The organism is Bradyrhizobium sp. CCBAU 25338 (assembly GCF_028128965.1).
In the GTDB taxonomy this organism is placed as follows: domain Bacteria; phylum Pseudomonadota; class Alphaproteobacteria; order Rhizobiales; family Xanthobacteraceae; genus Bradyrhizobium; species Bradyrhizobium liaoningense.
The window spans coordinates 125,310-145,589 of record NZ_LFKY01000043.1 but is presented as its reverse complement, the minus strand read 5'-3'; the positions used below and the strand labels follow the sequence as shown (position 1 = coordinate 145,589).

Genomic DNA, 20,280 nt, shown 5'->3' with positions numbered 1-20,280 from the left:
GAGTCTCACTGCTCCGAGGCGTTGCGTTCTCTTGTCGCGCGCACCTCGTCCGACGCGAAAGGCGCGTTCATGTCATGCCGGCCGATGAGTTCATGCCAGGTGAAACCGTCATTCTGGATGCCGGCGAGCCGCATCGGCCTGGTGCCGCTCATCGTCGCGCAGACAGCTGTCTGGGTGCGCCTAGTACATATAGCGAGCGGCGACATAGTCATCTTCTTCCGCCTGCCCCAATAAGGTGACAAAAATCCAGTCGGGATGCTGGTCGCTCTTGAGCCAGAGGCAAGCATCCAGCGTCGCCGCTGCTATTGTTTTGGAATCGTATCAAGAGAGTGTCTCCGTCCCTTGCTGGGGCAGAGACGGCAGGCGGATCGCAAGACGAGCGCCCATCTCAAAGCACCCGGCCCTATTGCTTCAGCCGGGCGATCTCAAATACAAAGGCGGCCTGGAAGATTGGTCCACTCATCGTTCGAACCTCGATCGCCATGTGCTGGCGCTCATCGAGTGGGGGAAGGTCCTTGGCCAAATCGCCTAGCGCTCTTGCAGCTTCGATCTCGGCCGCCTTTTGATCGGCGAGATCAAGGCCCTCTTCGTCGGGGTAGAGGTCCTGGCCGTCTCTAATGTCGAAGTAGTACCGGGTCATCACGGCGCTCCCTCTGCAGGCGGGAGCGCGCGTAGTCTCTCAGTCACCGACGCCCATGGTTGGCTGATGTCGATGATACCTGAAAATATGCGGCAAGAGGTCCGATGTTCCAAGCTAATTCTTCTTCGATCCGGGCTCGTCTGGAAGTAGGGAACTCGCGGTCGAACGATGAGTTGACTTGGATGGGCTTGCGAGCAGCCGCGCCCGAAGATGCCATGAGCGCAGCACTGTGGTGGCCAGCCACGACGATCGATCAAGCTGCTTGCACGCGCTATTTGCCTCAGACGATCAGGCAACGTGACCGGCGGGCGCCGCGTTCACAATCGAAGGATAACAAAATGAGGACAAATGACCATCGCACGGCTCGAGCGATGCGCGAGGCCAACAAGCAGTTCAAGCAGGTCGACTCGACGAAACAGCCGAGTGACTATGAAATAGCGCAACAGTCGTTTCAAGACAACCGCGAGCGCTTGAAGGCGGAGCGCCTGGCTCGGGAGGCCAAGTCGACTGGTCGACGCGAATAGGGACGTGTTCGGCAGTGCTGCTGTTTCGGCGTCAGGGATGGGGAGGCGCTCATCGGTGGATGAGGAGCAATCCTCAGCGGCCAAACGCTGACAGTTGAAGCGCGCGATGCGCGCGCAATCAATGAGGCCGCCGACCCCTCGTGCTCCCGGAGGGAAATACCCGCCGATTCAGCTCCGCAGGCCTCCATCGCGAGCCGCACCAGGCGAGGCAGCACCGCTTTCGGATTATCGGCCATGTCATCCGCCGAATCCCGAAACGCAAGCTTCTCGCGCAGATGATCGGGCGGCTCCGAGGCCCTTTTTGCGAGTTCATCCGTGATGATGATTTCTGCGAGGCCGTGGGGGCTGGCGCCATTTCTGATGGTCTCTGGAACCTAGCTCGAGCGGGGGACTTGGAAAGAATTGGTCTCATCTCAGGAGCGGGCCGTTGAAGATCTTGATCGTCGAAGACGAGCCCCTCATTCTCATGGATGTTGAAGTTCAACTCTTGGAAGCAGGCCACGAGGTGGCCGTGGCAGAGAACGCCGATATTGCCGTCCGGATGCTGGCGGAGAGCATGTTCGACCTGCTGCTGACCGATATCGACATGCCCGGTTCCATGGATGGACTGCAGCTGGCGAGCGCGGTGAGAGATCGATGGCCGCCCGTCAGATTGGTCCTGATGTCGGGCAAGAGGCATCCTCACGTAACCGAAATGCCCTCGCAAGCGCGATTTCTCAGCAAGCCACTGCAGCCAGCTGAACTCATGAAGGCCGTGGCGATTTGGTAGCGAAGCAAAGCCCACGAGGACAACCACGTTGCCTCACGTCTGGCCGTCCCGGCCCTCATCCCGAGGACGCTTGCCGTGCGCGTCGCGATCCCATGCTCGCTCCTTCGGGCGGCCTGTCGCGGGGCGCCGTCCGTTAATTCTGCGTCCGCCCCATCGACGGTTTGCGGCCGATCCCGCTTCAGGGAACGACGACCACTGCGCAAGGAGCGAGGCTGACGAGCTTTTGGGAGACGCTGCCGAGCAGCAAGCCCGTCAGCTGGCCGCGTCCGCGCCGTCCCACGACAATCATCTTGGTCGACGTCTGGGCCGCGAGATCGATCAGGGATTGGGTGATGTCGCCCCAACATGTCCGAACTTCGATGCGGATGGGACCTGCTTCGCGCGCACGGGCTTGCGCGGCCTTGAGGGTCTGCCCCGTCAAGGCTTCCAACAGGTCACCGGCGGTGGCTCCGCCGTGCGGAAGTTGCCGGACTTCTTCGCCCAGAAGTCGATCGGCAACCGTGACGATCAGGAGATCGCATGCCAACGCTCTGGCAAGCTCGGCTGCCACGTCGATTGCGCGGCATGCGCCGCTCGATCCGTCGGTTGCCACCATGATGTTCGTCATGAGAAAGTCCCCTGGGCCTTTTGAACATTCTGCCGGGGTTGATCGGCACCGTACTGATCCAGCTCAAGCCCTGCCGGGCCACCGAACAGCCTCTGGCCGCAAACCCGCGTGCGATTGGCGACTGTGATGGGCATCGCGAGCGGCTATCTGCGATACGTGCCGAACCAAAGCCAACCCTCCGGAGATTGCTGGTGGCCTGCTTCAGTCTGGTTTTCTGGGCCGCGCTATCGACAAGGCCGCGTCGCAGGTGAGGCGCCGCGGAATAGCCGATCGGTCGGCAAAAGCGCTGGACAGGAGCTTCATGGTCTCTCCTCTAGTCTCCGGCGCGGACTGGCGCTGGCGGCTGAAGATACCGCTCAAACCATCGGCCCGCATGTTCAATGACGGCGTCCATGGCGCCCGGCTCTGGAAACAGGTGCGTTGCATTAGGAATGATTTCCAGTGCCGTGGGTCCGCCAAGCCAGGTGAGCGCCTCCTCGTTGAGCTCGATCACGCCGAAATCGGCGCCGCCGACGATCAACAGGGTCGGCGCACGGACATGGGGCAGGGCTTCGCCCGCGAGATCCGGGCGGCCGCCACGTGAGACCACGGCGGCAATTCGGTGAGGCAACTGAGCGGCCGCGATGAGGGCGGCCGCGGCGCCGGTACTGGCGCCGAACAATCCGACAGGCAGGCAGGCAACCGCAGGTTCAAGCCCTTGAAGCCAGTCGACAGTCGCGACCAACCGTTGTCCAAGCATTGCAACATTGAAGACGTTCGATCGATCCTGCTCCTCTTGCGGCGTGAGAAGATCAAACAGCAGCGTCGCGAAGCGGCGTGCATTGAGTCCCTGCGCGACCGCGATATTCCGGGTGCTGAACCGGCTCGAGCCGCTGCCGTGCGCAAACGCGACCAGGCCACGAGCCTTTTCCGGCAGCGTCAGCCTTCCTGCCAGCCCCAGCGGCGGAATGAGAACGTCGAGCGATTGATCGCGTTTCATGAACCGCCCACGGTCCGGTCAGCCCTGCAGATTCTTGAGCGGCGCCGGAAGATGGGCCATCAGCTTCTCGAATTCGCCGGGATCCAGCTTCTCCCACAGCACTTCGTAAACGCCGCGGGCTGCGCCGAGCGCAGTGAGCGGGAACTGCGGCGGAAGCTCCCTGGCGACATGTGCCGCAAACTCCTCGATATGCCGTTCCTTGGTCGGCGTTGCAGCCATATGCCAGCCCTCGTAGTAGATGCCTCGCACCATGATCGGGAGCTGAGCCCCGAGCTTGACGGCAACCTCCGGCGGCAGGCGATCGCGCAATGCATGCAGGACGGCTCGCAACGCATTGTAGGCTTGATGACGGTTCTCCAGGGCCAGCTGCTCGTCGATGGCCTTGAGCCAGACATTTGTCTCTTGGACCGAATGGTCCAACGCAGTCACACCAGTGGACGTGCTCATGATGTTGCTCCCGGATCAGAGACGATCGCTAACTATTGCAGGCTCGGGCTCGCCTGCTTTGACGTGCCGCAAGGTTCCCCACGGTGGATCGCCAATCGGATCGGGTTGATCTCGCGCAAAGCTCTGGGCGCATCGTGTGCTCAAATTCGGCATTTGATAGGAGGAGCGTAACCATGCAAACCCCGGCTCAAATCGAGTTCGAACACGTGACGCCGTCCCCGCAGCTGCAAGCTGCGATCGACGGGCACATCGCTGAGCTGGAAAAGCGCTACGGTCGAGCGACAGCGGGCCGCATCATCGTGAGAGGCCCCGGTGATCGTCACAAGACGGGCGGTCAGTACCAGGTGAGCATCCGGCTGTCCCTTCCCGAAGGGCGCGAGGTCAATGTCGGACGGACGCCCAAGGAGGACGAGAGGTATGCCGATCTGACCTTCGCGGTGGACGATGCATTCAAGCGCGCACGGCGGCAGCTGCAGGACCAGGTGCGTGTGATGCATGGCCAGACCAAGCTCCACGAAGGAGAGCCGGTTGGAACCGTCGTGCGTATCGATCCCAGCGGCGAGTTCGGCTTTCTGGAAGGGACCGACGGCCAAGAAATTTACTTCAATTGCAACAGCGTTGTGGAGGGGCGCGCTAACATCGCCGTCGGCTCGCGTGTGAGCTTTGTCGAGGAACTCGGAGAGAAGGGGCCGCAGGCCAGCACGGTCAGGGTTCTGAACAAGCACAGCTTGCGGACCTAGGTTCCATGACCAAACTCTGGAGTGGCCATGATGGACAGTAGTTGGATGCCTCGGACCGCATTGACGCGGAGCGATCGGCTGCGCCTGTTCGCCCTGGACGGCAGCGCCGAGTTGGGCGAGCACATCGCGACGTCGTTGGGCTGTACGCTGGCTGCCCACGAAGAGCGCAGCTTTGGAGACGGCGAACACAAAATCCGTCCGCTCGATACGGTAGCCGGTTGCGACGTCTATGTCGTTCATAGTCTTCACGGTGGCCCCGTCGAGAGCCCGAATGACAAGCTTTGTCGCCTGCTGTTCTTGATCGGGGCGCTGAAGGACGCGGGCGCCACGAGCGTGACCGCGGTCACGCCATATCTTTGCTATGCGCGAAAGGATCGCCGAACCAAGGACAATGATCCCGTGACCATCCGCTATCTGGCGTCTCTGTTCGAGGCGGTCGGTACGGACAGGATCGTGACGCTGGATGTGCATAACGAAGCTGCCTTCGAGAACGCCTTTCGCTGTCCCTCCGTTGCACTCACGACGGCGCCGCTGCTGATCGAAAAAATCAGGCCGATCGCGGGCGACAGGCCAATCAGTGTTGTGTCCCCGGATCTGGGTGGTGGAAAGCGAGCCGATCTGTTGCGCGAAGCTCTTGAGAAGGCGTTGCAGAGGCCGATAGGAAAGGCCTTCGTCGAGAAGCATCGTAGCTCGGGCCGGGTGTCCGGCGACCTGTTTGCCGGTGACGTGACTGATGCATTCTGTGTCGTGGTCGACGACCTGATCAGCAGTGGCGGAACCCTGGTCCGTGCGGCAAAGGCGGCGCGGGCGCATGGCGCAACAGCCGTCGTTGCGTGTGTTGCCCACGGCTTGTTCATGCCGGGGGCCGAGACGGCACTTGCGGACGCGTCGATCGATCGCATCATCGCCACAGATACCGTTCCGCCGTTCCGGCTTCCTCCCGGGCCTGTGCTTGCCAAGCTTGAGGTGATCTCGGCGGCTCCGCTGCTCGCCGAAGCCGTCAGACGGCTGCATCAGAACGAATCTCTTGCTGATCTGTTGATGTACCAGGCTTGACGAAGCCTTACTCCATTCATCGGGCGAGCAGCCGTTTGAGCTGCTTTGCGTCGGCTTCGGCGAGGGCGAGATAGGCACGCGCGAGGCGGGGCCATTTTTCGGGTGTGCGCGGGTGCGCATCGAACAAATGCGCGATGGACAAGCGTGCCCTCAGCATCGCGCGACCAATCCGATAAAACAGGAATACGCCGCTCGCGGGATCGTCGTGCAGCGTGTGTGCCAGCCGTCGGCGGATCGCGTCACCGAACCATCGGCCGCCGAGCCTCTCGCATTCGAGATGCAGAAACGCGATCTCGTCCAATGCATCGCTGGCTCGCAAACGGGAATTGAACTCGAGACAGTCGATGATGGGATAAGGGGGCGTCAGCCAGATGTGCTCCGGTCTCAGGTCGCCGTGACCATCGACGACGAGCCTTCGCGAGACCCGTTCGATAAGTGTTTGAGCATTCTGTTCGAGAAATCGCCGTTGAACGGACGCAACACGCAGGATCGTGCCATGCGGCAGGCCGAAGCTACGATTCAGGAGAACTCGCCAATCAAGGATCGCGGCTTCGTGCAGCGAGGCGAGGTAAGTCTCTGGCTCGATCAGGACCCGCGCGGCATGCGAATAGAAGCGGGCGAGAACCGTCGCGAGCTGCTCGGCGTCGGCGCTGCGAGTTTTGCCGCTGCGCAGCATGGCTTCGAGCGTTTCATCCTCGTTCAGGCGGCGCATCACGACAAGCCAGTCAGCGACTGGACCGTGGCCGCCGATCGCGTAGCCCGAGGAACTTTCGGTCAGCGGCACGACGCCGAGATAGACGTCAGGCGCAAGCCGGCGATTGAGGCTGGCTTCCGCCAGGCATGCGGTTCCGCGGCGAGCCGACGTCGAGAAGTCGAGATAGGGAAAGCGCACCGGCTTCTTGAGCTTGTAGACCCGCGCGCCGTTCATGAAGACCCAGGACATGTGAGTCTCACGCGCCTGAAGGCGGTCGGGAACGGGGCTGTAGCTCTCGGGTCGGCTCAGGAAAGCGACCTTGCGGATCAAGGCAGAGATGCTGTCGTTCGCGGCATCCTCGATCAAAACTTCATTCTGGCGCTCCAACATGACAACTTATTGCCAAACGAACAGCGATACGGTTTGACGCTGATCAACGATCCTGGCCCCCGGCGCAATAGTCTGACTGAAATTCAAGCGGATCTGCCGATATGCTGTTTCGAGACAGAAACGATGCCGGCCGCCAGTTGGCCGAAGCCTTGGTGAAGTACAGGAATCGCCATCCCGTGGTCATGGCGCTGCCGCGCGGCGGCGTTCCCGTGGCGGCGGAGGTGGCGGAACGGTTGGAAGCGCCTCTCGATTTGGTTTTGGTGCGCAAGATTGGCGTGCCCATGCAGCCGGAACTTGCGATGGGCGCGGTCGTGGACGGGGAGCAGCCTGTCATCGTTCGCAACCAGGACATCTTCGATTTAACCGGCGTGAGCGAGGAGACGTTCGACGCCATCTGCAAGGAGGAGCTTGTCGAGATCGACAGGCGACGCGAACGCTATCTGGGCAATCGCGCCCGGTCCGACGTCAAGGGACAGGTCGCGATCATCGTCGACGACGGTATTGCAACGGGCGCGACGACGCTCGCAGCGATCCGGGCGCTGCGACATCGGGGGCCAAAGGAACTGATCCTCGCGGTACCGGTGGCGCCTCTCGAGACGCTGCAGCGGCTGCACGGAGAGGTCGACGCAATCGTTTGCCTGGATTCGCTGCGGGACTTTGGCGCGATCGGCTACTACTACCGTGATTTCAGCCAGGTCAGCGATGACGAAGTCGTCGCAATCCTGAAGCGGTTCCCGGCCAAGAAGACGACGGCATCAACCTCATGAGCTTTCAGGCTGCCGGGGAGACGAGAATTTCCGGGATTGGCAGGGACACGTCACCAAGCGCACTCCTGACCGATCTGTACCAGTTGAACATGGTGCAGGCCTACCTGGAGGCGGGCCAGACCGGGACCGCGGTCTTCGAGTTCTTCGTCCGCAAGCTTCCGCCGCAGCGCAATTTCCTGATGGCGGCCGGGCTCGAGCAGGCGCTGGAGTTCCTCCAAGGTCTGCAGTTTTCCGATGACGAACTGAGCTGGCTCATCCGCAGCGGCAGGTTCAGCGCGCGCCTGATTGACTATCTTTCCGATTTCCAATTCAGCGGCGACGTTCATGCTATGCCCGAGGGCACGGTGTTCTTCGCCAACGAACCGATCCTCCGCGTCACGGCTCCGCTCTCCGAAGCCCAGCTTCTCGAAACCCGGCTGATCAACGTCTTGCATTTCCAGTCGCTGATCGCGTCCAAGGCCGCCCGTATGGCGCTGCTCGCACCGGACAAGCTGCTGGTCGATTTCGGGCTGCGCCGGGCCCATGGCGCCGAAGCCGGTCTTCTGAGTGCGCGGGCCAGCTATATCGGGGGCTTTGCCGGCACTGCGACCGTTCTCGCGGAAAAATGCTTCGGGATTCCGGCCTACGGCACGATGGCGCATTCATTCATCCAGTCGTTCGACGACGAGACGGCCGCCTTCGAAGCGTTTGCGCACGCGCGGCCGAAGGATCTCGTGCTGTTGATTGATACATACGACACCGAGGCGGCGGCCAGGAAGGTCGTGACCATGGCCCCGCGCCTGCAGGCGCTCGGAATTGCGATCCGCGGGGTGCGGATCGACAGCGGCGATCTGGTGGCGCTCTCGAGAAGTGTGAGGCGGATCCTTGATGAGGGGGGCCTCAAGGACGTGACCATCTTCGTCAGCGGCGGCATCGAGGAAGAAACGTTGTTGTCCTTTGTCCGCGAGGCCGCCCCTATTGATGGCGTCGGGATCGGCACCAGCCTGGCGACATCGTCCGACGTACCGGCGCTCGATTGCGCCTATAAGCTGCAGGAATATGCCGGCGAGCCGCGGCGGAAGCGTTCGACCGGCAAGGCAACCTGGCCCGGCCGCAAGCAGGTGTGGCGCCGCTACGATGCCGACGGCCATATGGCGTCGGACGTGCTGTCGACAGAAGACGACGTTCAAGAAGGAGAGGCCCTGATCGTCCCTGTGCTGCAACAGGGCCGTCCGATAGCGCGTCAGCCGTCGCTCCAGGACATCCGCGCTTACGCCCGGACGCAGTTGGAGTTGGAGCGATTGCCGAGGGGCTTTCAAGGCCTTCAAAGCCGCTCGTCCTATCCCGTCCATGTGGCGGCCCGGCTCGAACAATTGGCAGCCGCTGTCGACCTGAAAATGAGGTAGGCCTCTGCCGCAGGTCCTTCTGATCTGAATCAAAGCGAACGCCAGGTGTGCGCCTAGCGTATCATGGCATGGAGAGCGCCTGTGCCGGTTCAGAACGCTGAAATCGCCGAGATGTTCGACCAGACCGCCGAGCTCCTGGAGATCAAGGGCGACAATCCTTTCCGCTCCCGCGCCTATCGAAACGCGGCCCGTCTCATCGAGCGCCTGCCGAAGAGCATCACGAGCTTGCTGAAAGCAGGCGAGGATCTCTCCGAGCTACCGGGGATCGGCAAGGATCTCGCGGGCAAGATCGAAACCATCGTCGCGACGCACAAATTCGATGTGCTCGACCGGCTCAAGCGCGAGCTGCCGGGTGATCTCGGTGAGATCGCGGCGCTTCCCGGGCTCGGTCCCAAGCGCGTGAAGCTGCTGTACGACAAGTTGGCTGTCCGTTCGCTCGAGGATTTGCGGCGGGCGATCAGGTCGGGACGATTGCGGGAGCTGAAAGGCTTCGGGGCCAAGAGCGAGGAGAAGCTCGCGGCCGCGCTGGCCAAGCCGCAGGCGGAACGGCGCTTCAAGCTGTCAGAGGCCGAGGCTGAAGCGGAGGCGCTGCTGGATTATCTGCGCAGTACCAAGCCGGATCAGATCGCGGTTGCCGGAAGCTATCGCCGCAGGCGCGATACCGTGGGTGATCTCGACATCGTCGTGGCCGCGCACAACGGCGTGGCGATCGGCGACAAGCTCACCAGGTACGAGAATGTCGCCAAGGTCCTCGCGCACGGCCCGACCAGAACGACGGTAGTCCTCCGCTCTCGCCTTCAAGTCGATCTGCGGGTCGTCCCAAAGGCGAGTTACGGGGCGGCGCTGATGTATTTCACGGGATCGAAGGCCCACAACATCGTCCTGCGCGGCCTTGCCAATGACCATGGCTGGAAGCTCAATGAATACGGCCTGTTCGATGGCGAGCGGCGCATAGCAGGCGCAAGCGAAGAGGAAATCTACCGCAAGCTCAGCCTTGCGGCGATTCCGCCGGAAATGCGCGAGGATCGCGGCGAGATCGCCCTTGCAAAGGCCGGCAAGCTTCCCAGGCTGATTGCACTCGACGATATCAGGGGCGACCTGCATGTCCATTCCAACTGGAGCGATGGTACGGCGCCGGTTGCGGACATGGCAGCCGCCGCGAAAAAGCGAGGCTACGACTACATCGCCATCACCGACCACAGCCGGCATGTCACGGTGGCCCATGGCCTGGATGCCGCTAGGCTGGGTCGTCAGATCGATGAAATCGACCGATTGAACGAGAAGCTGGACGGCTTTGTCATCCTCAAGGGAGCGGAGGTCGACATCCTTGCCGATGGGCGCCTCGACCTGCCGGACAAGATCCTGTCGCGGCTCGACATCGTCGTCGCGGCCGTGCACTACAAGTTCGATATGTCTCGTAAACTGCAGACCGAGCGCATCATCCGCGCGATGGACAACAGTCATGCGTCCATCATTGCCCATCCGACGGGGCGGCTCATCGGCGAGCGCGAACCCTATGAGGTGGACGTCGAGGCGATGGTCGCGGCCGCCGCCGCCCGCCGCTGTTGTCTCGAGTTGAATGCTGATCCCGACAGGCTGGACCTCACGGACCTTCACGCCCATGCGGCGAAATCGGCAGGCGTCAAGCTCGCCATCTCGACCGACGCTCATGCGGTGGCTGGATTCAACAACATGCGATTTGGTGTCGATCAGGCACGCCGCGGCTGGCTGGGGGCGTCCGACGTGATCAACACGCTGCCGTTGTCCAGTCTGCGAAGACTGCTGAGGCGCTGATTTGGCTCTTTGATCCCAGTCAACGTGACGTCGGGCCGCCGTGGAAATCTCATCGACGACTGAAACACGTGAGGTTTGCGATGCGGTGCGTTGTAACTTTGAAGGACGGGAGCGCAATGGAACGGGCCATGGGCGCGCTGGCGAAGTACCGGTACACAGCGGGCGGCGAACTCGCTGCCCCGGAGGGACATCCGCGGGAGTGGAGAAAGTGGCTGCTTGAGATCAACGCGGCAGAGCTCGAAGCGATCCGGGACCACGTCGATGACGGAGATGTTATCGACGTCAAGCCGATCAGCGGATGAGGCTGCGTCGAGTTGCATTGCCCTGGGGCCCGAATTCCCGATCTATGCACAAGACCTCTCGCGGGTTGGGCGTGGACTGTAAAGGACTTGGTCTGGCCGATGTTCCCGGCGGATATAGGCACGCGGGCGAGCCATGACTCGCTTCACGATGGCCAAGGCGCGCATGGGCGGCCTGTCAGGTCGCGCACGGGTTGCGGCACAACAGTAGGAACCTTCATCGCTAGCCTGAGTTGGCCGCACGGGCAGGGGCCAAAAGTCACACGAGGCCAATCGTGCAAGAAGACGTGCGCGTGCGCAGCACCGCGCAGATCGCGGGTCATCCCATTCATCCGATGCTGGTGCCGATCCCGATCGCGTGTTTTGTCGGGGCGCTGCTGACCGACATCGCCTATGTCGTCAGCGCCGAGATCATGTGGGCGGATTTTTCGGCCTGGCTTCTGCTCGTCGGCGTCATCTTCGGCGTCCTGGCGGCCATCGCGGGCCTGACCGATTTCCTCGGTAACCGGCTGGTGCGGGCGCAGCCGCCGGCCTGGCCGCATTTGATCGGCAATGCGGTGGTGCTGATCCTGGCGATCTTCAACACGATGATCCACATGCGCGATGCCTGGACCTCGGTGTGGCCGAGCGGGCTCGTTCTGTCCGCGATCACCGTGCTGATCCTGCCGATCACGGGCTGGCTCGGCTGGGCCATGGTCTATCGCCACGGCGTGGGAGTTGCGCGATGAAGCACTTGTTCACCCACATGCTGTTGTGCTCGTCGCTGCTGTTTCTGGCCGGCTGCAATGACGGCAGCGGCGATCCCAGGGCGCAAGTAGGCGCCAACCCGACACTCCCCGACATCCAGCAATATTTGGTGCCGCCGATCCATATCGCCCGCATCGTCGGCTGGAAGAAGGACGAGACGCCGACCGTCGCGCAAGGTTTGCAGGCCAAGGCTTTCGCCACGGGCTTGCAGCACCCGCGCTCGCTCTACGTGCTGCCCAATGGCGACGTGCTGGTGGTGGAATCCAAGGCGCCGAAGGGGGCTTCGATCAAGCGGCCCAAAGAGATCGTGATGGGCTTCGTCGAGTCTTGGGCGACCTCCGGCGGCGATACCGGCGCGAGCAATCGCATCACGCTGCTGCGCGACAGCAATGGCGACGGCGTGCCGGAGACGCAAAGCGTCTTCCTCGACCATCTCAATTCGCCGTTCGGCGTCGCGCTGGTCGGCAACGATCTCTATGTCGCCAACACCGATGCGGTCGTCAGATATCCCTACACGGAAGGGGATACGAAGATCACCGCGCCGGGCACGGTGCTGACGCCGCTGCCGGGCGGACCGATCAACCATCACTGGACCAAGAGCCTGGTCGCCAGTCCCGACGGATCGAAGCTCTATGCCGGCGTCGGCTCCAACAGCAACATCACCGAGAACGGCATGGAGGCCGAGCACAACCGTGCCGCCATCCTCGAGATCGATCGCGCCAGCGGCCGCTGGCGCGTGTTCGCAAGTGGTCTGCGCAACCCGAACGGCCTCAGCTTCGAGCCGCAGACCGGCGCACTGTGGACGGTGGTGAACGAGAGGGACGAGCTCGGTCCCGATCTCGTCCCCGACTACATGACCTCGGTGAAGGACGGTGGCTTCTACGGCTGGCCCTACAGCTATTTCGGCCAGCACGTCGATCCCCGCGTCAAGCCGGAGCGGCCGGATCTCGTCGCCAAGGCGATCGTGCCGGGGTATGCCCTGAGCTCGCATGTCGCACCGCTCGGGCTCGCCTTCAACACCGGCACCGGTCTGCCGGCCGCCTATCGCGGCGGCGCGTTTGTCGGCGAGCACGGCAGTTGGAATAGGCATGTGCTCAACGGCTACAAGGTCGTGTTCGTGCCGTTCACGGATGGCAAGCCGAGCGGTCCGGCGCAAGACGTCGTCACTGGCTTTCTCAACGGCGACAACCAGGCCCGCGGCCGCCCGGTCGGCGTCGCCATCGACAAGACCGGCGCGCTCTTGGTCGCAGACGACAGCGGCAACACGGTCTGGCGGGTGACGGCGGCGCATCCGCAGCTGACGCAACGTTAGACATTGAGAACGGGAGGAGTTCGACAATGGGCCTTGCTCAATATGCCATCGTGCCGGTGCAGGACGAATGGGGCGTGCTGCATGACGGCGACGTCAAGAGCCGATACGCCACCAAGGAAGCCGCCTTCGAGTCGGCGGTGGCCGCGGCGTCCCTGGCCCTTCGTGAGGGACATGAAGTCCATGTCAGCGTGCCTGGCCGCGAAGCCGGCGACAATGCGCTGGGTGTGTAGAGCGCCTGGCCGCAGAATAGCGTTCGAGAGAAGGAGGCCGCGATGACCAAGCTTCGCGAGCAGAACGGCGTCGAGCCGCCCCGGTCCGAGGACGACATCCAGCGCGAGCAGCTCGGTCCGCGCGGCGTGCCCGGTGCGCCTGACCCGGCCAAAATGACGCCGCAGCGCGCCAAGAAGACGCCGAAGCACATCGATCCCGGCCACACCTCCTGACAATCGCTCTGCGGCTGGCGCCGCGGTGCCATTCGGAACCGACATTCCCGCTCGTCCCGTATACCGGGTATGACGTGCCGCCGGGCGCGATCTGCGCCTCGTGGGCAGGCGACGTTTGGAATGCGGTTCTTGAAATCTGACGGCAGGCTCATCGGCGTCCTGCTGGTGCTCGCGATCACGCAGCTGGTCGGGTGGGGCACGATCGGCCTTCCCGCCATCGTCGGGCGCGATCTCGCCGCAGATCTCGGCATGAGCCTGCCGGCGGTGTTCGCCGGGACGTCGGTCCTCTACGTCTCGATGGGACTGTGCGGCCCGTTGCTCGCCAAATCGTTTGCGCGGCATGGCGCGCGGACGGTCATGATGGTCGGCACGATCGTCACTGCGCCGGGCTTCGTGCTGCTGTCGCTCGCGCGCGAGCCGATGCTTTATTTCGCCGCGTGGATCGTGCTCGGCATCGCCGGCAGCGCCACGCTGTCGACCGGCGCCTATATCATGCTGAACGAGGTCGCGGGGCGGCGGGCCAAGAGCGCGATCGGCGCGCTCATGCTGGTGACGGGCCTGTCCAGCAGCATCTTCTGGCCGACCACCTCGTTCCTGAGCGGTCACCTCGGCTGGCGGGGGACGTGCCTCGTCTACGCGGCGATGATGCTCGTCGTCAGTCTCCCGCTCTATGCGTTTGTCGCGCCGCGCCGGTCCGTCGCGAAGGACGATGGCGCCGAGCCAACAAGGCGGTCGCGGCCGCCTGCGATTCCAAGGAGCACGTTCGGCCTCGTCGTCGCCGCGATCACGCTGAACGCCTTCGTCACTTTCGGCATCAGCGCCATCCTGATCGAGCTCTTGCGGGCGGAGGGGCTGGCGCCGGCTCGGGCGCTGGCGTTCGGCTCGATGCTTGGCGTGATCCAGGTCAGCGCCCGAGGGCTGGATTTTCTCGGTGGAGGCCGATGGGACGGGATCACGACCGGGCTCGTTGCGGGCACCGCATTGCCGGTCGCCATGCTGCTGCTGATGATGAGCGATGGCGCCACCTGGGCGGTCGCGGTGTTCATCCTGCTCTATGGCGCCGGCAGCGGCGCGATGGCGGTGGCGCGGGCGACCATCCCGCTCGTGTTCTACGACCAGGCCGAGTTCGCCAAGGCCATGTCGATGATCGCGCTGCCGCTCAATCTGGCATCGGCGGTGTCGCCGCCGCTCCTCGTCGGCCTGCTGACCCAGTTCGGCAGCCGCGGTGCGCTCGCTCTCACCTTCGTCTTCTCCTGCGCCGCGGTGCTGATCCTGGTCCTGCTCGGCCGCCGCCGGCCGCGGGTGGTCGCGGCGGGCGCAACTTGAGACGTCGAGGCGATATTCGCGGTGCGGAAAGTTGCGGGCAGGAATTGGCGCTGCTGCCCGGCAGGAGATGGCCGTATGCCGTCAGTGCAGTGCTCAGGGCACGAAAATAGTGTATCCGCAGGGAGCGTGGCCTTTCGATCTCGCCGCCACGCCAAGATCAGTTCCCCGGAGGAAATCGACATGTCGGCCTTGCCGCTCTCAGGCATCAAGATCCTTGACCTCACCCGCGTGCTTGCCGGGCCTCTGTCGGCCCAGATGCTGGGCGATCTCGGCGCGGAGGTGATCAAGATCGAGCGGCCGGGCACCGGCGACGACGCGCGCGCCTTCGGTCCCCCTTACCTGACCGACCCCGAGGGCAAGGCCAACAACAACAATTCGTTCTACCTCTGCGCCAATCGCAACAAGAAGTCCGTCACCGTCAACATCGCCAAGCCGGAAGGGCAGGCGATCGTCCGGGAGCTCGCCAAGGACGCCGACGTCTTCATGGAGAACTACAAGGTCGGCGATCTCAAGCGCTACGGCCTCGACTACGAGACCATCAAGGCGATCAATCCCGGTATCATCTATTGCTCGGTGACCGGCTTCGGCCAGACCGGGCCGTATGCGCCGCGTGCCGGTTATGACGCCATCCTGCAGGCGATGGGCGGATTGATGAGCGTCACCGGCCATATCGACGGCGAGCCGGGCGAGGGCCCGATGAAGGTCGGCCCGTCGATCGTCGACTACATGACCGGCATGAACTCCTCGATCGGGATTCTCTCGGCGCTCTACCATCGCGATGCCAATGGCGGGCAGGGACAGCACATCGACGTCTGCCTGTTCGACACCGTCATCGCATCCTTGTCGCACTGGCTGCAGATCTATCTCGTCAACGGCAAGACGCCGCCGCGCCGCGGCACCTGGGGCAATGGCGGCATGCCGGCCGGCGTGTTCCGCTGCGCCGACGGCGAATTGATGCTGGTGGTCGGCAACGACGGCCAGTTTCAGCGCACCTGCGCGGTCCTCGGCGAGCCCGAGCTCGCGAACGATCCGCGCTTCGTCAAGAACAACGACCGTGTCGTGCACGGCAAGGAGATCATGGCGATCTTCGCCGGCCTGTTCCTGAAACAGCCGGTGGCCTACTGGCTGGAAAAGCTGGAGGAGGCCGGCGTGCCGTCAGGTCCGATCAACAATTTCGAGCAGGTGTTTTCCGATCCGCACGTCCAGTCGCGCGGCATGCGGGTGAAGGTCGACCACCCCTTCAAACCCGATCTTTCGCTGGTCCGCAACGCGCTGACCCTCTCGGAGACGCCGATCCAGACCTACCGCGCCCCGCCGCTGTTAGGGGAACATACTGAAGAAGTGCTCGGCGGCAAGCTCGGCTATGATGCCGGCAAGATCGAGCAGCTGAAGCAGCAGGGGATCATCTAGCCGGAGGGAGCGCGAGCCTCGGCGCGACCGTGCGACGGCGAGGACCCACGCGCCATGCCGGGGCTTGCCTGAGGCTTGCGCACAATCCCCAAATAATCCCTGTCCGTAGTCGCACAGGCTTCCCCTTCGCGCGAGACTCTGATTCGATCTCTCCACTTGAGTTCGGGAGGGAAGCAAATGTCCTACACGATCGGGTTCCAGGCCAAGGACCAGAAGGCCATTCTGGCGACTGAGGCGGCAACGGCCAATCAGGCCGTCGCCATCGTTGCTGCGCTGCGGCAAAGCGCCGACGAAATAAAGTTCATCCGCTCGCCGCAGGAAGGCGAGATGGGTATCGAGATGCTGCTGCTGCTCGCCAAGGAAGAGGCCGAGGAGATGCCGCAGCAGGCGTAACCGCTGTCGCTGCTACAGGCGGAATTCCGAGGGTCTTGCCGCAGGCGGGACTGACCTCGCGCGGCTTTCGACCGATCTTCGTTGATCAACGCGCATCCCGCGCCAGGGCGCGCGGCTTTGCCTCGACCTTTCCCGCCGTCAGTGCCATCGTCGCGACGCTGACCACGCGCGCGACCACGTCCTCGACGTCGTCGAGGTCGCATTTGCCTTCCGACAGCTTCGTCAGCCGTTCGCTCTCGCGGATGGTGTGGTGCGCCATCGCGAGCGCGAAGTTCAGGCCCCAGTAGATATCGACCTCGCTGCGCTCGGGCAGGGCGCGGCGCATCGCGCCGGCGAATTTCCGCAAATGATCGATTTCGCGGTTCTTGATGCGGCGGATCGGCGGCACGGATTCGATCGAGGCGCGGATCATGAAGCGCGCCGCGGTGGAGCGCTGGTTCTGCGGGCCGAGGCAGCCGCGCAAGGTCGGCCCGACCAGCGCCCGCAAGATCACCTCGATCGGCGCGCGGCCGCCGCCTTGCTCCTCCGCCGCCTTCAATTCGCGCAGGCGCTCGCGGTTGGTGGCGATCGATCGTGTGACGAACAGCTCCGCGATCAGCTCGTCCTTCGACCCGAAATGATAGTTCACCGCTGCCAGGTTGACATTGGCCTCCGCAACGATGTCGCGCAGCGTCACGTCGCCGAAGCCGCGATCGGCATAGAGCCGTTCGGCGGCGGCGAGAATGGCAGACCTCGTATGATCGCTGGCCATGGGAGCCCTCTGGGAGGGGAGTTGCAATTCAAACAGTTGTATGAAACTATCGTTTGAAGGTCGGGAAAAGTCAATCCGCAATCAGGACTCGTTCGCAACTGCGATGGGTTCCGGTGCGCCTCGCAGCTTCGCGCATTCGCGCTTGCGGGCCGCGCGCGGCGGGAGGACAGTCCGGCGCAAAAGGGTTTGCGAGAGAGAAAACGAGGAGCGTCCCATGGATTTTGATCTGTCCACCAAGCAGAAGGAATGGCTCGATCGCGTGCGGTCCTTCATGGCCAAGCACGTGCGCCCGGCAATGCCGATCTACGACCAGCAGGACAAGAGCGGCGACCGCTGGAAGGTCATCCCGATCCTGGAAGACCTCAAGAAGAAGGCAAAGGCCGAAGGCCTCTGGAACATGTTCATGCCGCCGAACGAGCATGAAGATGATGAATTCCGCGGTGCGGGATTGACCAATCTCGAATACGCGCTGTTGTCCGAAGAGATGGGCCGCATCACCTGGGCCTCCGAGGTGTTCAACTGCTCCGCGCCTGATACCGGCAACATGGAAGTGTTCATGCGCTACGGCACCAAGGAGCAGAAGCGCAAATGGCTGCGTCCGCTGATGGACGGCGAGATCCGCTCGGCCTTCCTGATGACGGAACCGGCGGTCGCCTCGTCTGACGCCACCAACATCGAGACCCGCATTGAGCGCGACGGCGACCACTACGTCATCAACGGCCGCAAATGGTGGTCGTCCGGCGTCGGTGATCCCCGCTGCAAGATCGCGATCCTGATGGGCAAGACCGATTTCAAGGCGGCCAAGCACCAGCAGCAGTCGCAGATACTGGTTCCGCTCGACACCCCCGGCATCAAGGTCGAGAAGATGCTGCCGGTGTTCGGCTTCGACGATGCGCCGCACGGCCATGCCCAGGTGCTGCTCGAGAACGTGCGCGTGCCGAAGGAGAACATCCTGCTCGGCGAGGGGCGCGGCTTCGAGATCGCGCAGGGCCGTCTCGGCCCCGGCCGCATCCATCACTGCATGCGCACCATCGGCAAGGCCGAGGAGGCGCTGGAGAAGATGGTGAAGCGGCTCACCTCGCGCACCGCCTTCGGCAAGAAGATCGTCGAGCATTCGGTGTGGGAGCAGCGCATCGGTGAAGCCCGCACCAACATCGAGATGACGCGTCTTCTGTGCCTCAAGGCCGCCGACATGATGGACAAGGTCGGCAACAAGACCGCGCAGGCCGAGATCGCCATGATCAAGGTCGCCGCGCCCAACATGGCGCTGAAGATCATCGACGAGGCGATCCAGGCATTCGGCGGCGCCGGCGTGTCGGACGAGGCCGGCCTTGCCAAGGACTACGCCCACATCCGTACGCTCCGTCTCGCCGACGGTCCCGACGAGGTGCACAATCGCGCCATTGCCAGGCTCGAGGTTCGGAAGTATGCAAACTCTCCCAATCATTGAGAGGGAGGGCCGGGAGGCGCTCCCGATCTGAAGAAACGACAGGGCATGATGCGGTGACCGCTTGACGCAAGTGCGTCAGCGGTTACCGATTAGGATCATGCTCGACCTTTGATGGTCAGGACTGAAGAGGGAGCGTCACCGTGGCTGACGGCGTCAGGAAAGACGAGGAGTTCTCGGGCACCAAGCCGGTCGAGGAGCGGCATCGTTTCGACGAGATGCGGCTCGAAGCCTGGATGCGCGAGAACGTTGAAGAGTTCGAGGGTCCGCTGGTCGTCCTGCAGTTCAAGGGCGGCCAATCCAACCCGACCTACCGGCTCGACACCCCGAAGCGCTCTTACGTGATGCGCAGGAAGCCGTTTGGCAAATTGCTGCCGTCGGCGCATGCGGTCGATCGCGAGTATCGCGTGATCGCGGCGCTCGGCAAACAGGGCTTTCCGGTCGCGCGCGCCTATGCGCTGTGCCAGGACGACAGCATCATCGGTGCCGCCTTCTACATCATGTCGATGGAGGAGGGCCGCGTGTTCTGGGATCCGACGCTGCCGAGCCAGGCGCCGGACGACCGGCGCAAGATTTTCACCAGCAAGATCGAGACGCTGGCGAAGCTCCACATGTTCGATCCTGTTACGATCGGCCTCGGCGATTTCGGCAAGCCCGGAAACTATTTTGCGCGCCAGATCGACCGTTGGACCAAGCAGTATCGCGCCTCCGAGACGCAGCACATTCCCGAGTTCGAGAAGGTCGCCGAATGGCTGCCGAAGACCGTGCCGGAGCAGGCGCGCGTCTCCATCGTCCATGGTGACTATCGCCTCGACAACATGATCTTCCACGCGACGGAACCGCGCGTGCAGGCGGTGCTGGACTGGGAGCTGTCGACGCTCGGCGATCCCATGGCCGACTTCACCTACCTGTTGATGCAGTGGATCATGCCGGGGCTCGAGGGCGCCGACCTCAAGGCGCTCAACATCCCGACCCTGGACGAGGCGGCAGAAATCTACTGCAACGTCACGAAGATGACGGTGCCCGATCTCAACTGGTACTTCTCGTACAATCTGTTCCGTCTCGCCGGCATCACCCAGGGCATCGCCGGCCGCGTCCGCGACGGCACCGCGGCGAATGCCAAGGCGCTGGAGTCAGCCAAGCGCACCGTGCCGCTGTCGAAGGCCTCGTGGGAATATGCGCAGAAGGCGGGCGCGGTGTAGGTAGAACGAAGGCGCGGCCGACGTGGCCGCGCCTTTTTCGTATTTTGGTGGAGCGCTCTCTCCACAGACTCTCTGTCATTGCCCCCGAAGGCGGGCAATCCAGTATTCCAGAGACGCGAGTGCTTGAACCGAGAAGCCGCGACGTACGGGATGCCCCC

Annotated in this window: 25 protein-coding genes; 18 read left to right on the top strand and 7 right to left on the bottom strand. The window is 63.2% G+C overall.

Features of this window, described 5'->3' with window-relative positions:
* Positions 1-5: 5 nt before the first annotated feature.
* Together ACM42_RS34255 and ACM42_RS34250 are read right to left on the bottom strand one after the other, a co-directional pair.
* Entirely contained in the window at positions 6-206 is a 201-nt protein-coding gene (locus ACM42_RS34255; protein ID WP_271532544.1) for a hypothetical protein, read from the bottom strand.
* Positions 207-403: 197 nt separating this feature from the next.
* A complete protein-coding gene (locus tag ACM42_RS34250) occupies positions 404-640 on the bottom strand; it encodes a DUF6894 family protein (RefSeq protein WP_028182355.1) in 237 nt (78 codons plus the stop codon).
* A 215-nt stretch (positions 641-855) separates the two neighbouring features.
* On the opposite strand from ACM42_RS34250, the gene ACM42_RS38530 reads away from it, so the two are divergent.
* Complete coding sequence (locus tag ACM42_RS38530; RefSeq protein ID WP_333922502.1) at positions 856-1,164, top strand: hypothetical protein; 309 nt, start codon at positions 856-858, stop codon at positions 1,162-1,164.
* Between the two features lie 427 nt (positions 1,165-1,591).
* Positions 1,592-1,933 carry a response regulator gene (locus ACM42_RS34240; RefSeq protein WP_271532540.1) on the top strand — a complete coding sequence of 114 codons (342 nt, stop codon included), beginning with the start codon at positions 1,592-1,594 and terminating at the stop codon, positions 1,931-1,933.
* Between the two features lie 178 nt (positions 1,934-2,111).
* Here the strand turns inward: ACM42_RS34240 and ACM42_RS34235 are convergent, their stop codons facing one another.
* The 3 genes from ACM42_RS34235 to ACM42_RS34225 form a co-directional block, all read right to left on the bottom strand.
* The gene (locus tag ACM42_RS34235; protein WP_271532538.1) at positions 2,112-2,540 is read right to left on the bottom strand and encodes a universal stress protein; all 429 of its coding nucleotides are present in this window, start codon (positions 2,538-2,540) and stop codon (positions 2,112-2,114) included.
* Between the two features lie 313 nt (positions 2,541-2,853).
* Entirely contained in the window at positions 2,854-3,519 is a 666-nt protein-coding gene (locus ACM42_RS34230; protein ID WP_271532536.1) for a dienelactone hydrolase family protein, read from the bottom strand.
* An 18-nt stretch (positions 3,520-3,537) separates the two neighbouring features.
* Entirely contained in the window at positions 3,538-3,966 is a 429-nt protein-coding gene (locus ACM42_RS34225) for a DUF2267 domain-containing protein (protein WP_271532534.1), read from the bottom strand.
* 173 nt (positions 3,967-4,139) lie between these two features.
* On the opposite strand from ACM42_RS34225, the gene ACM42_RS34220 reads away from it, so the two are divergent.
* Both ACM42_RS34220 and ACM42_RS34215 read left to right on the top strand, forming a co-directional pair.
* Entirely contained in the window at positions 4,140-4,706 is a 567-nt protein-coding gene (locus ACM42_RS34220; protein WP_271532532.1) for an HPF/RaiA family ribosome-associated protein, read from the top strand.
* Between the two features lie 27 nt (positions 4,707-4,733).
* Positions 4,734-5,762 (top strand): ribose-phosphate diphosphokinase, encoded by a 1,029-nt coding sequence (locus ACM42_RS34215; RefSeq protein WP_271532530.1) that lies wholly within the window; start codon positions 4,734-4,736, stop codon positions 5,760-5,762.
* A 16-nt stretch (positions 5,763-5,778) separates the two neighbouring features.
* Here the strand turns inward: ACM42_RS34215 and ACM42_RS34210 are convergent, their stop codons facing one another.
* Positions 5,779-6,474: a hypothetical protein gene (locus tag ACM42_RS34210; RefSeq protein WP_271532528.1), complete on the bottom strand. Its 696-nt coding sequence runs from the start codon at positions 6,472-6,474 to the stop codon at positions 5,779-5,781.
* A 27-nt stretch (positions 6,475-6,501) separates the two neighbouring features.
* Between ACM42_RS34210 and ACM42_RS34205 the strand changes: the two genes are divergently transcribed.
* The 12 genes from ACM42_RS34205 to ACM42_RS34150 all read left to right on the top strand — a co-directional run bounded on the left by ACM42_RS34205 (position 6,502) and on the right by ACM42_RS34150 (position 16,722).
* Positions 6,502-7,002 (top strand): hypothetical protein, encoded by a 501-nt coding sequence (locus tag ACM42_RS34205; protein ID WP_271532526.1) that lies wholly within the window; start codon positions 6,502-6,504, stop codon positions 7,000-7,002.
* Complete coding sequence (locus tag ACM42_RS34200; protein WP_271532524.1) at positions 6,948-7,613, top strand: phosphoribosyltransferase; 666 nt, start codon at positions 6,948-6,950, stop codon at positions 7,611-7,613. Before ACM42_RS34205 ends, ACM42_RS34200 begins: the two co-directional genes overlap by 55 nt.
* Complete coding sequence (locus ACM42_RS34195) at positions 7,610-8,998, top strand: nicotinate phosphoribosyltransferase (RefSeq protein ID WP_271532522.1); 1,389 nt, start codon at positions 7,610-7,612, stop codon at positions 8,996-8,998. The genes ACM42_RS34200 and ACM42_RS34195 overlap by 4 nt, the downstream gene beginning before the upstream one ends.
* Before the next feature lie 81 nt (positions 8,999-9,079).
* Positions 9,080-10,792: a DNA polymerase/3'-5' exonuclease PolX gene (gene polX, locus ACM42_RS34190; protein ID WP_271532520.1), complete on the top strand. Its 1,713-nt coding sequence runs from the start codon at positions 9,080-9,082 to the stop codon at positions 10,790-10,792.
* Between the two features lie 128 nt (positions 10,793-10,920).
* On the top strand, positions 10,921-11,094 hold the full coding sequence (locus tag ACM42_RS34185) for a hypothetical protein (protein WP_246790101.1): 174 nt from the start codon (positions 10,921-10,923) through the stop codon (positions 11,092-11,094).
* Between the two features lie 272 nt (positions 11,095-11,366).
* Complete coding sequence (locus ACM42_RS34180) at positions 11,367-11,819, top strand: DUF2231 domain-containing protein (RefSeq protein ID WP_271532516.1); 453 nt, start codon at positions 11,367-11,369, stop codon at positions 11,817-11,819.
* Positions 11,816-13,150: a PQQ-dependent sugar dehydrogenase gene (locus tag ACM42_RS34175; protein ID WP_271532514.1), complete on the top strand. Its 1,335-nt coding sequence runs from the start codon at positions 11,816-11,818 to the stop codon at positions 13,148-13,150. The genes ACM42_RS34180 and ACM42_RS34175 overlap by 4 nt, the downstream gene beginning before the upstream one ends.
* A gap of 26 nt (positions 13,151-13,176) precedes the next feature.
* Positions 13,177-13,380 carry a hypothetical protein gene (locus tag ACM42_RS34170; RefSeq protein WP_061030115.1) on the top strand — a complete coding sequence of 68 codons (204 nt, stop codon included), beginning with the start codon at positions 13,177-13,179 and terminating at the stop codon, positions 13,378-13,380.
* A 42-nt stretch (positions 13,381-13,422) separates the two neighbouring features.
* Positions 13,423-13,593 (top strand): hypothetical protein, encoded by a 171-nt coding sequence (locus ACM42_RS34165; RefSeq protein ID WP_271532511.1) that lies wholly within the window; start codon positions 13,423-13,425, stop codon positions 13,591-13,593.
* A 120-nt stretch (positions 13,594-13,713) separates the two neighbouring features.
* A complete protein-coding gene (locus ACM42_RS34160) occupies positions 13,714-14,919 on the top strand; it encodes an MFS transporter (RefSeq protein ID WP_271532509.1) in 1,206 nt (401 codons plus the stop codon).
* Between the two features lie 180 nt (positions 14,920-15,099).
* Positions 15,100-16,329 (top strand): CaiB/BaiF CoA transferase family protein, encoded by a 1,230-nt coding sequence (locus tag ACM42_RS34155; protein ID WP_271532507.1) that lies wholly within the window; start codon positions 15,100-15,102, stop codon positions 16,327-16,329.
* A 177-nt stretch (positions 16,330-16,506) separates the two neighbouring features.
* The gene (locus tag ACM42_RS34150) at positions 16,507-16,722 is read left to right on the top strand and encodes a hypothetical protein (RefSeq protein WP_271532505.1); all 216 of its coding nucleotides are present in this window, start codon (positions 16,507-16,509) and stop codon (positions 16,720-16,722) included.
* Positions 16,723-16,807: 85 nt separating this feature from the next.
* On the opposite strand, the gene ACM42_RS34145 is transcribed toward ACM42_RS34150, so the two are convergent.
* Complete coding sequence (locus ACM42_RS34145) at positions 16,808-17,473, bottom strand: TetR/AcrR family transcriptional regulator (RefSeq protein WP_194393328.1); 666 nt, start codon at positions 17,471-17,473, stop codon at positions 16,808-16,810.
* A gap of 214 nt (positions 17,474-17,687) precedes the next feature.
* Here ACM42_RS34145 and ACM42_RS34140 point away from each other — a divergent pair, with 214 nt between their 5' ends.
* Positions 17,688-18,923 carry an acyl-CoA dehydrogenase family protein gene (locus ACM42_RS34140; RefSeq protein WP_271532502.1) on the top strand — a complete coding sequence of 412 codons (1,236 nt, stop codon included), beginning with the start codon at positions 17,688-17,690 and terminating at the stop codon, positions 18,921-18,923.
* 140 nt (positions 18,924-19,063) lie between these two features.
* Positions 19,064-20,122, top strand: coding sequence for a phosphotransferase family protein (locus tag ACM42_RS34135; protein WP_271532500.1), 1,059 nt, complete (start codon positions 19,064-19,066; stop codon positions 20,120-20,122).
* The last annotated feature ends 158 nt before the right edge of the window (positions 20,123-20,280 follow it).

Excerpts from the sequence above, each read along its gene's own strand:
- ACM42_RS34235 (WP_271532538.1), bottom strand. The coding sequence starts at position 2,540 with ATGACGAACATCATGGTGGCAACCGACGGATCGAGCGGCGCATGCCGC.
- ACM42_RS34160 (WP_271532509.1), top strand. The coding sequence starts at position 13,714 with ATGCGGTTCTTGAAATCTGACGGCAGGCTCATCGGCGTCCTGCTGGTG.
- ACM42_RS34170 (WP_061030115.1), top strand. The coding sequence starts at position 13,177 with ATGGGCCTTGCTCAATATGCCATCGTGCCGGTGCAGGACGAATGGGGC.
- ACM42_RS34165 (WP_271532511.1), top strand. The coding sequence starts at position 13,423 with ATGACCAAGCTTCGCGAGCAGAACGGCGTCGAGCCGCCCCGGTCCGAG.
- ACM42_RS34200 (WP_271532524.1), top strand. The coding sequence starts at position 6,948 with ATGCTGTTTCGAGACAGAAACGATGCCGGCCGCCAGTTGGCCGAAGCC.
- ACM42_RS34175 (WP_271532514.1), top strand. The coding sequence starts at position 11,816 with ATGAAGCACTTGTTCACCCACATGCTGTTGTGCTCGTCGCTGCTGTTT.
- ACM42_RS34225 (WP_271532534.1), bottom strand. The coding sequence starts at position 3,966 with ATGAGCACGTCCACTGGTGTGACTGCGTTGGACCATTCGGTCCAAGAG.
- ACM42_RS34150 (WP_271532505.1), top strand. The coding sequence starts at position 16,507 with ATGTCCTACACGATCGGGTTCCAGGCCAAGGACCAGAAGGCCATTCTG.
- ACM42_RS34255 (WP_271532544.1), bottom strand. The coding sequence starts at position 206 with ATGTCGCCGCTCGCTATATGTACTAGGCGCACCCAGACAGCTGTCTGC.
- ACM42_RS34210 (WP_271532528.1), bottom strand. The coding sequence starts at position 6,474 with ATGCGCCGCCTGAACGAGGATGAAACGCTCGAAGCCATGCTGCGCAGC.
- ACM42_RS34155 (WP_271532507.1), top strand. The coding sequence starts at position 15,100 with ATGTCGGCCTTGCCGCTCTCAGGCATCAAGATCCTTGACCTCACCCGC.
- ACM42_RS34145 (WP_194393328.1), bottom strand. The coding sequence starts at position 17,473 with ATGGCCAGCGATCATACGAGGTCTGCCATTCTCGCCGCCGCCGAACGG.
- ACM42_RS34185 (WP_246790101.1), top strand. The coding sequence starts at position 10,921 with ATGGGCGCGCTGGCGAAGTACCGGTACACAGCGGGCGGCGAACTCGCT.
- ACM42_RS38530 (WP_333922502.1), top strand. The coding sequence starts at position 856 with ATGAGCGCAGCACTGTGGTGGCCAGCCACGACGATCGATCAAGCTGCT.
- ACM42_RS34140 (WP_271532502.1), top strand. The coding sequence starts at position 17,688 with ATGGATTTTGATCTGTCCACCAAGCAGAAGGAATGGCTCGATCGCGTG.
- ACM42_RS34220 (WP_271532532.1), top strand. The coding sequence starts at position 4,140 with ATGCAAACCCCGGCTCAAATCGAGTTCGAACACGTGACGCCGTCCCCG.
- ACM42_RS34215 (WP_271532530.1), top strand. The coding sequence starts at position 4,734 with ATGATGGACAGTAGTTGGATGCCTCGGACCGCATTGACGCGGAGCGAT.
- ACM42_RS34195 (WP_271532522.1), top strand. The coding sequence starts at position 7,610 with ATGAGCTTTCAGGCTGCCGGGGAGACGAGAATTTCCGGGATTGGCAGG.
- ACM42_RS34230 (WP_271532536.1), bottom strand. The coding sequence starts at position 3,519 with ATGAAACGCGATCAATCGCTCGACGTTCTCATTCCGCCGCTGGGGCTG.
- ACM42_RS34250 (WP_028182355.1), bottom strand. The coding sequence starts at position 640 with ATGACCCGGTACTACTTCGACATTAGAGACGGCCAGGACCTCTACCCC.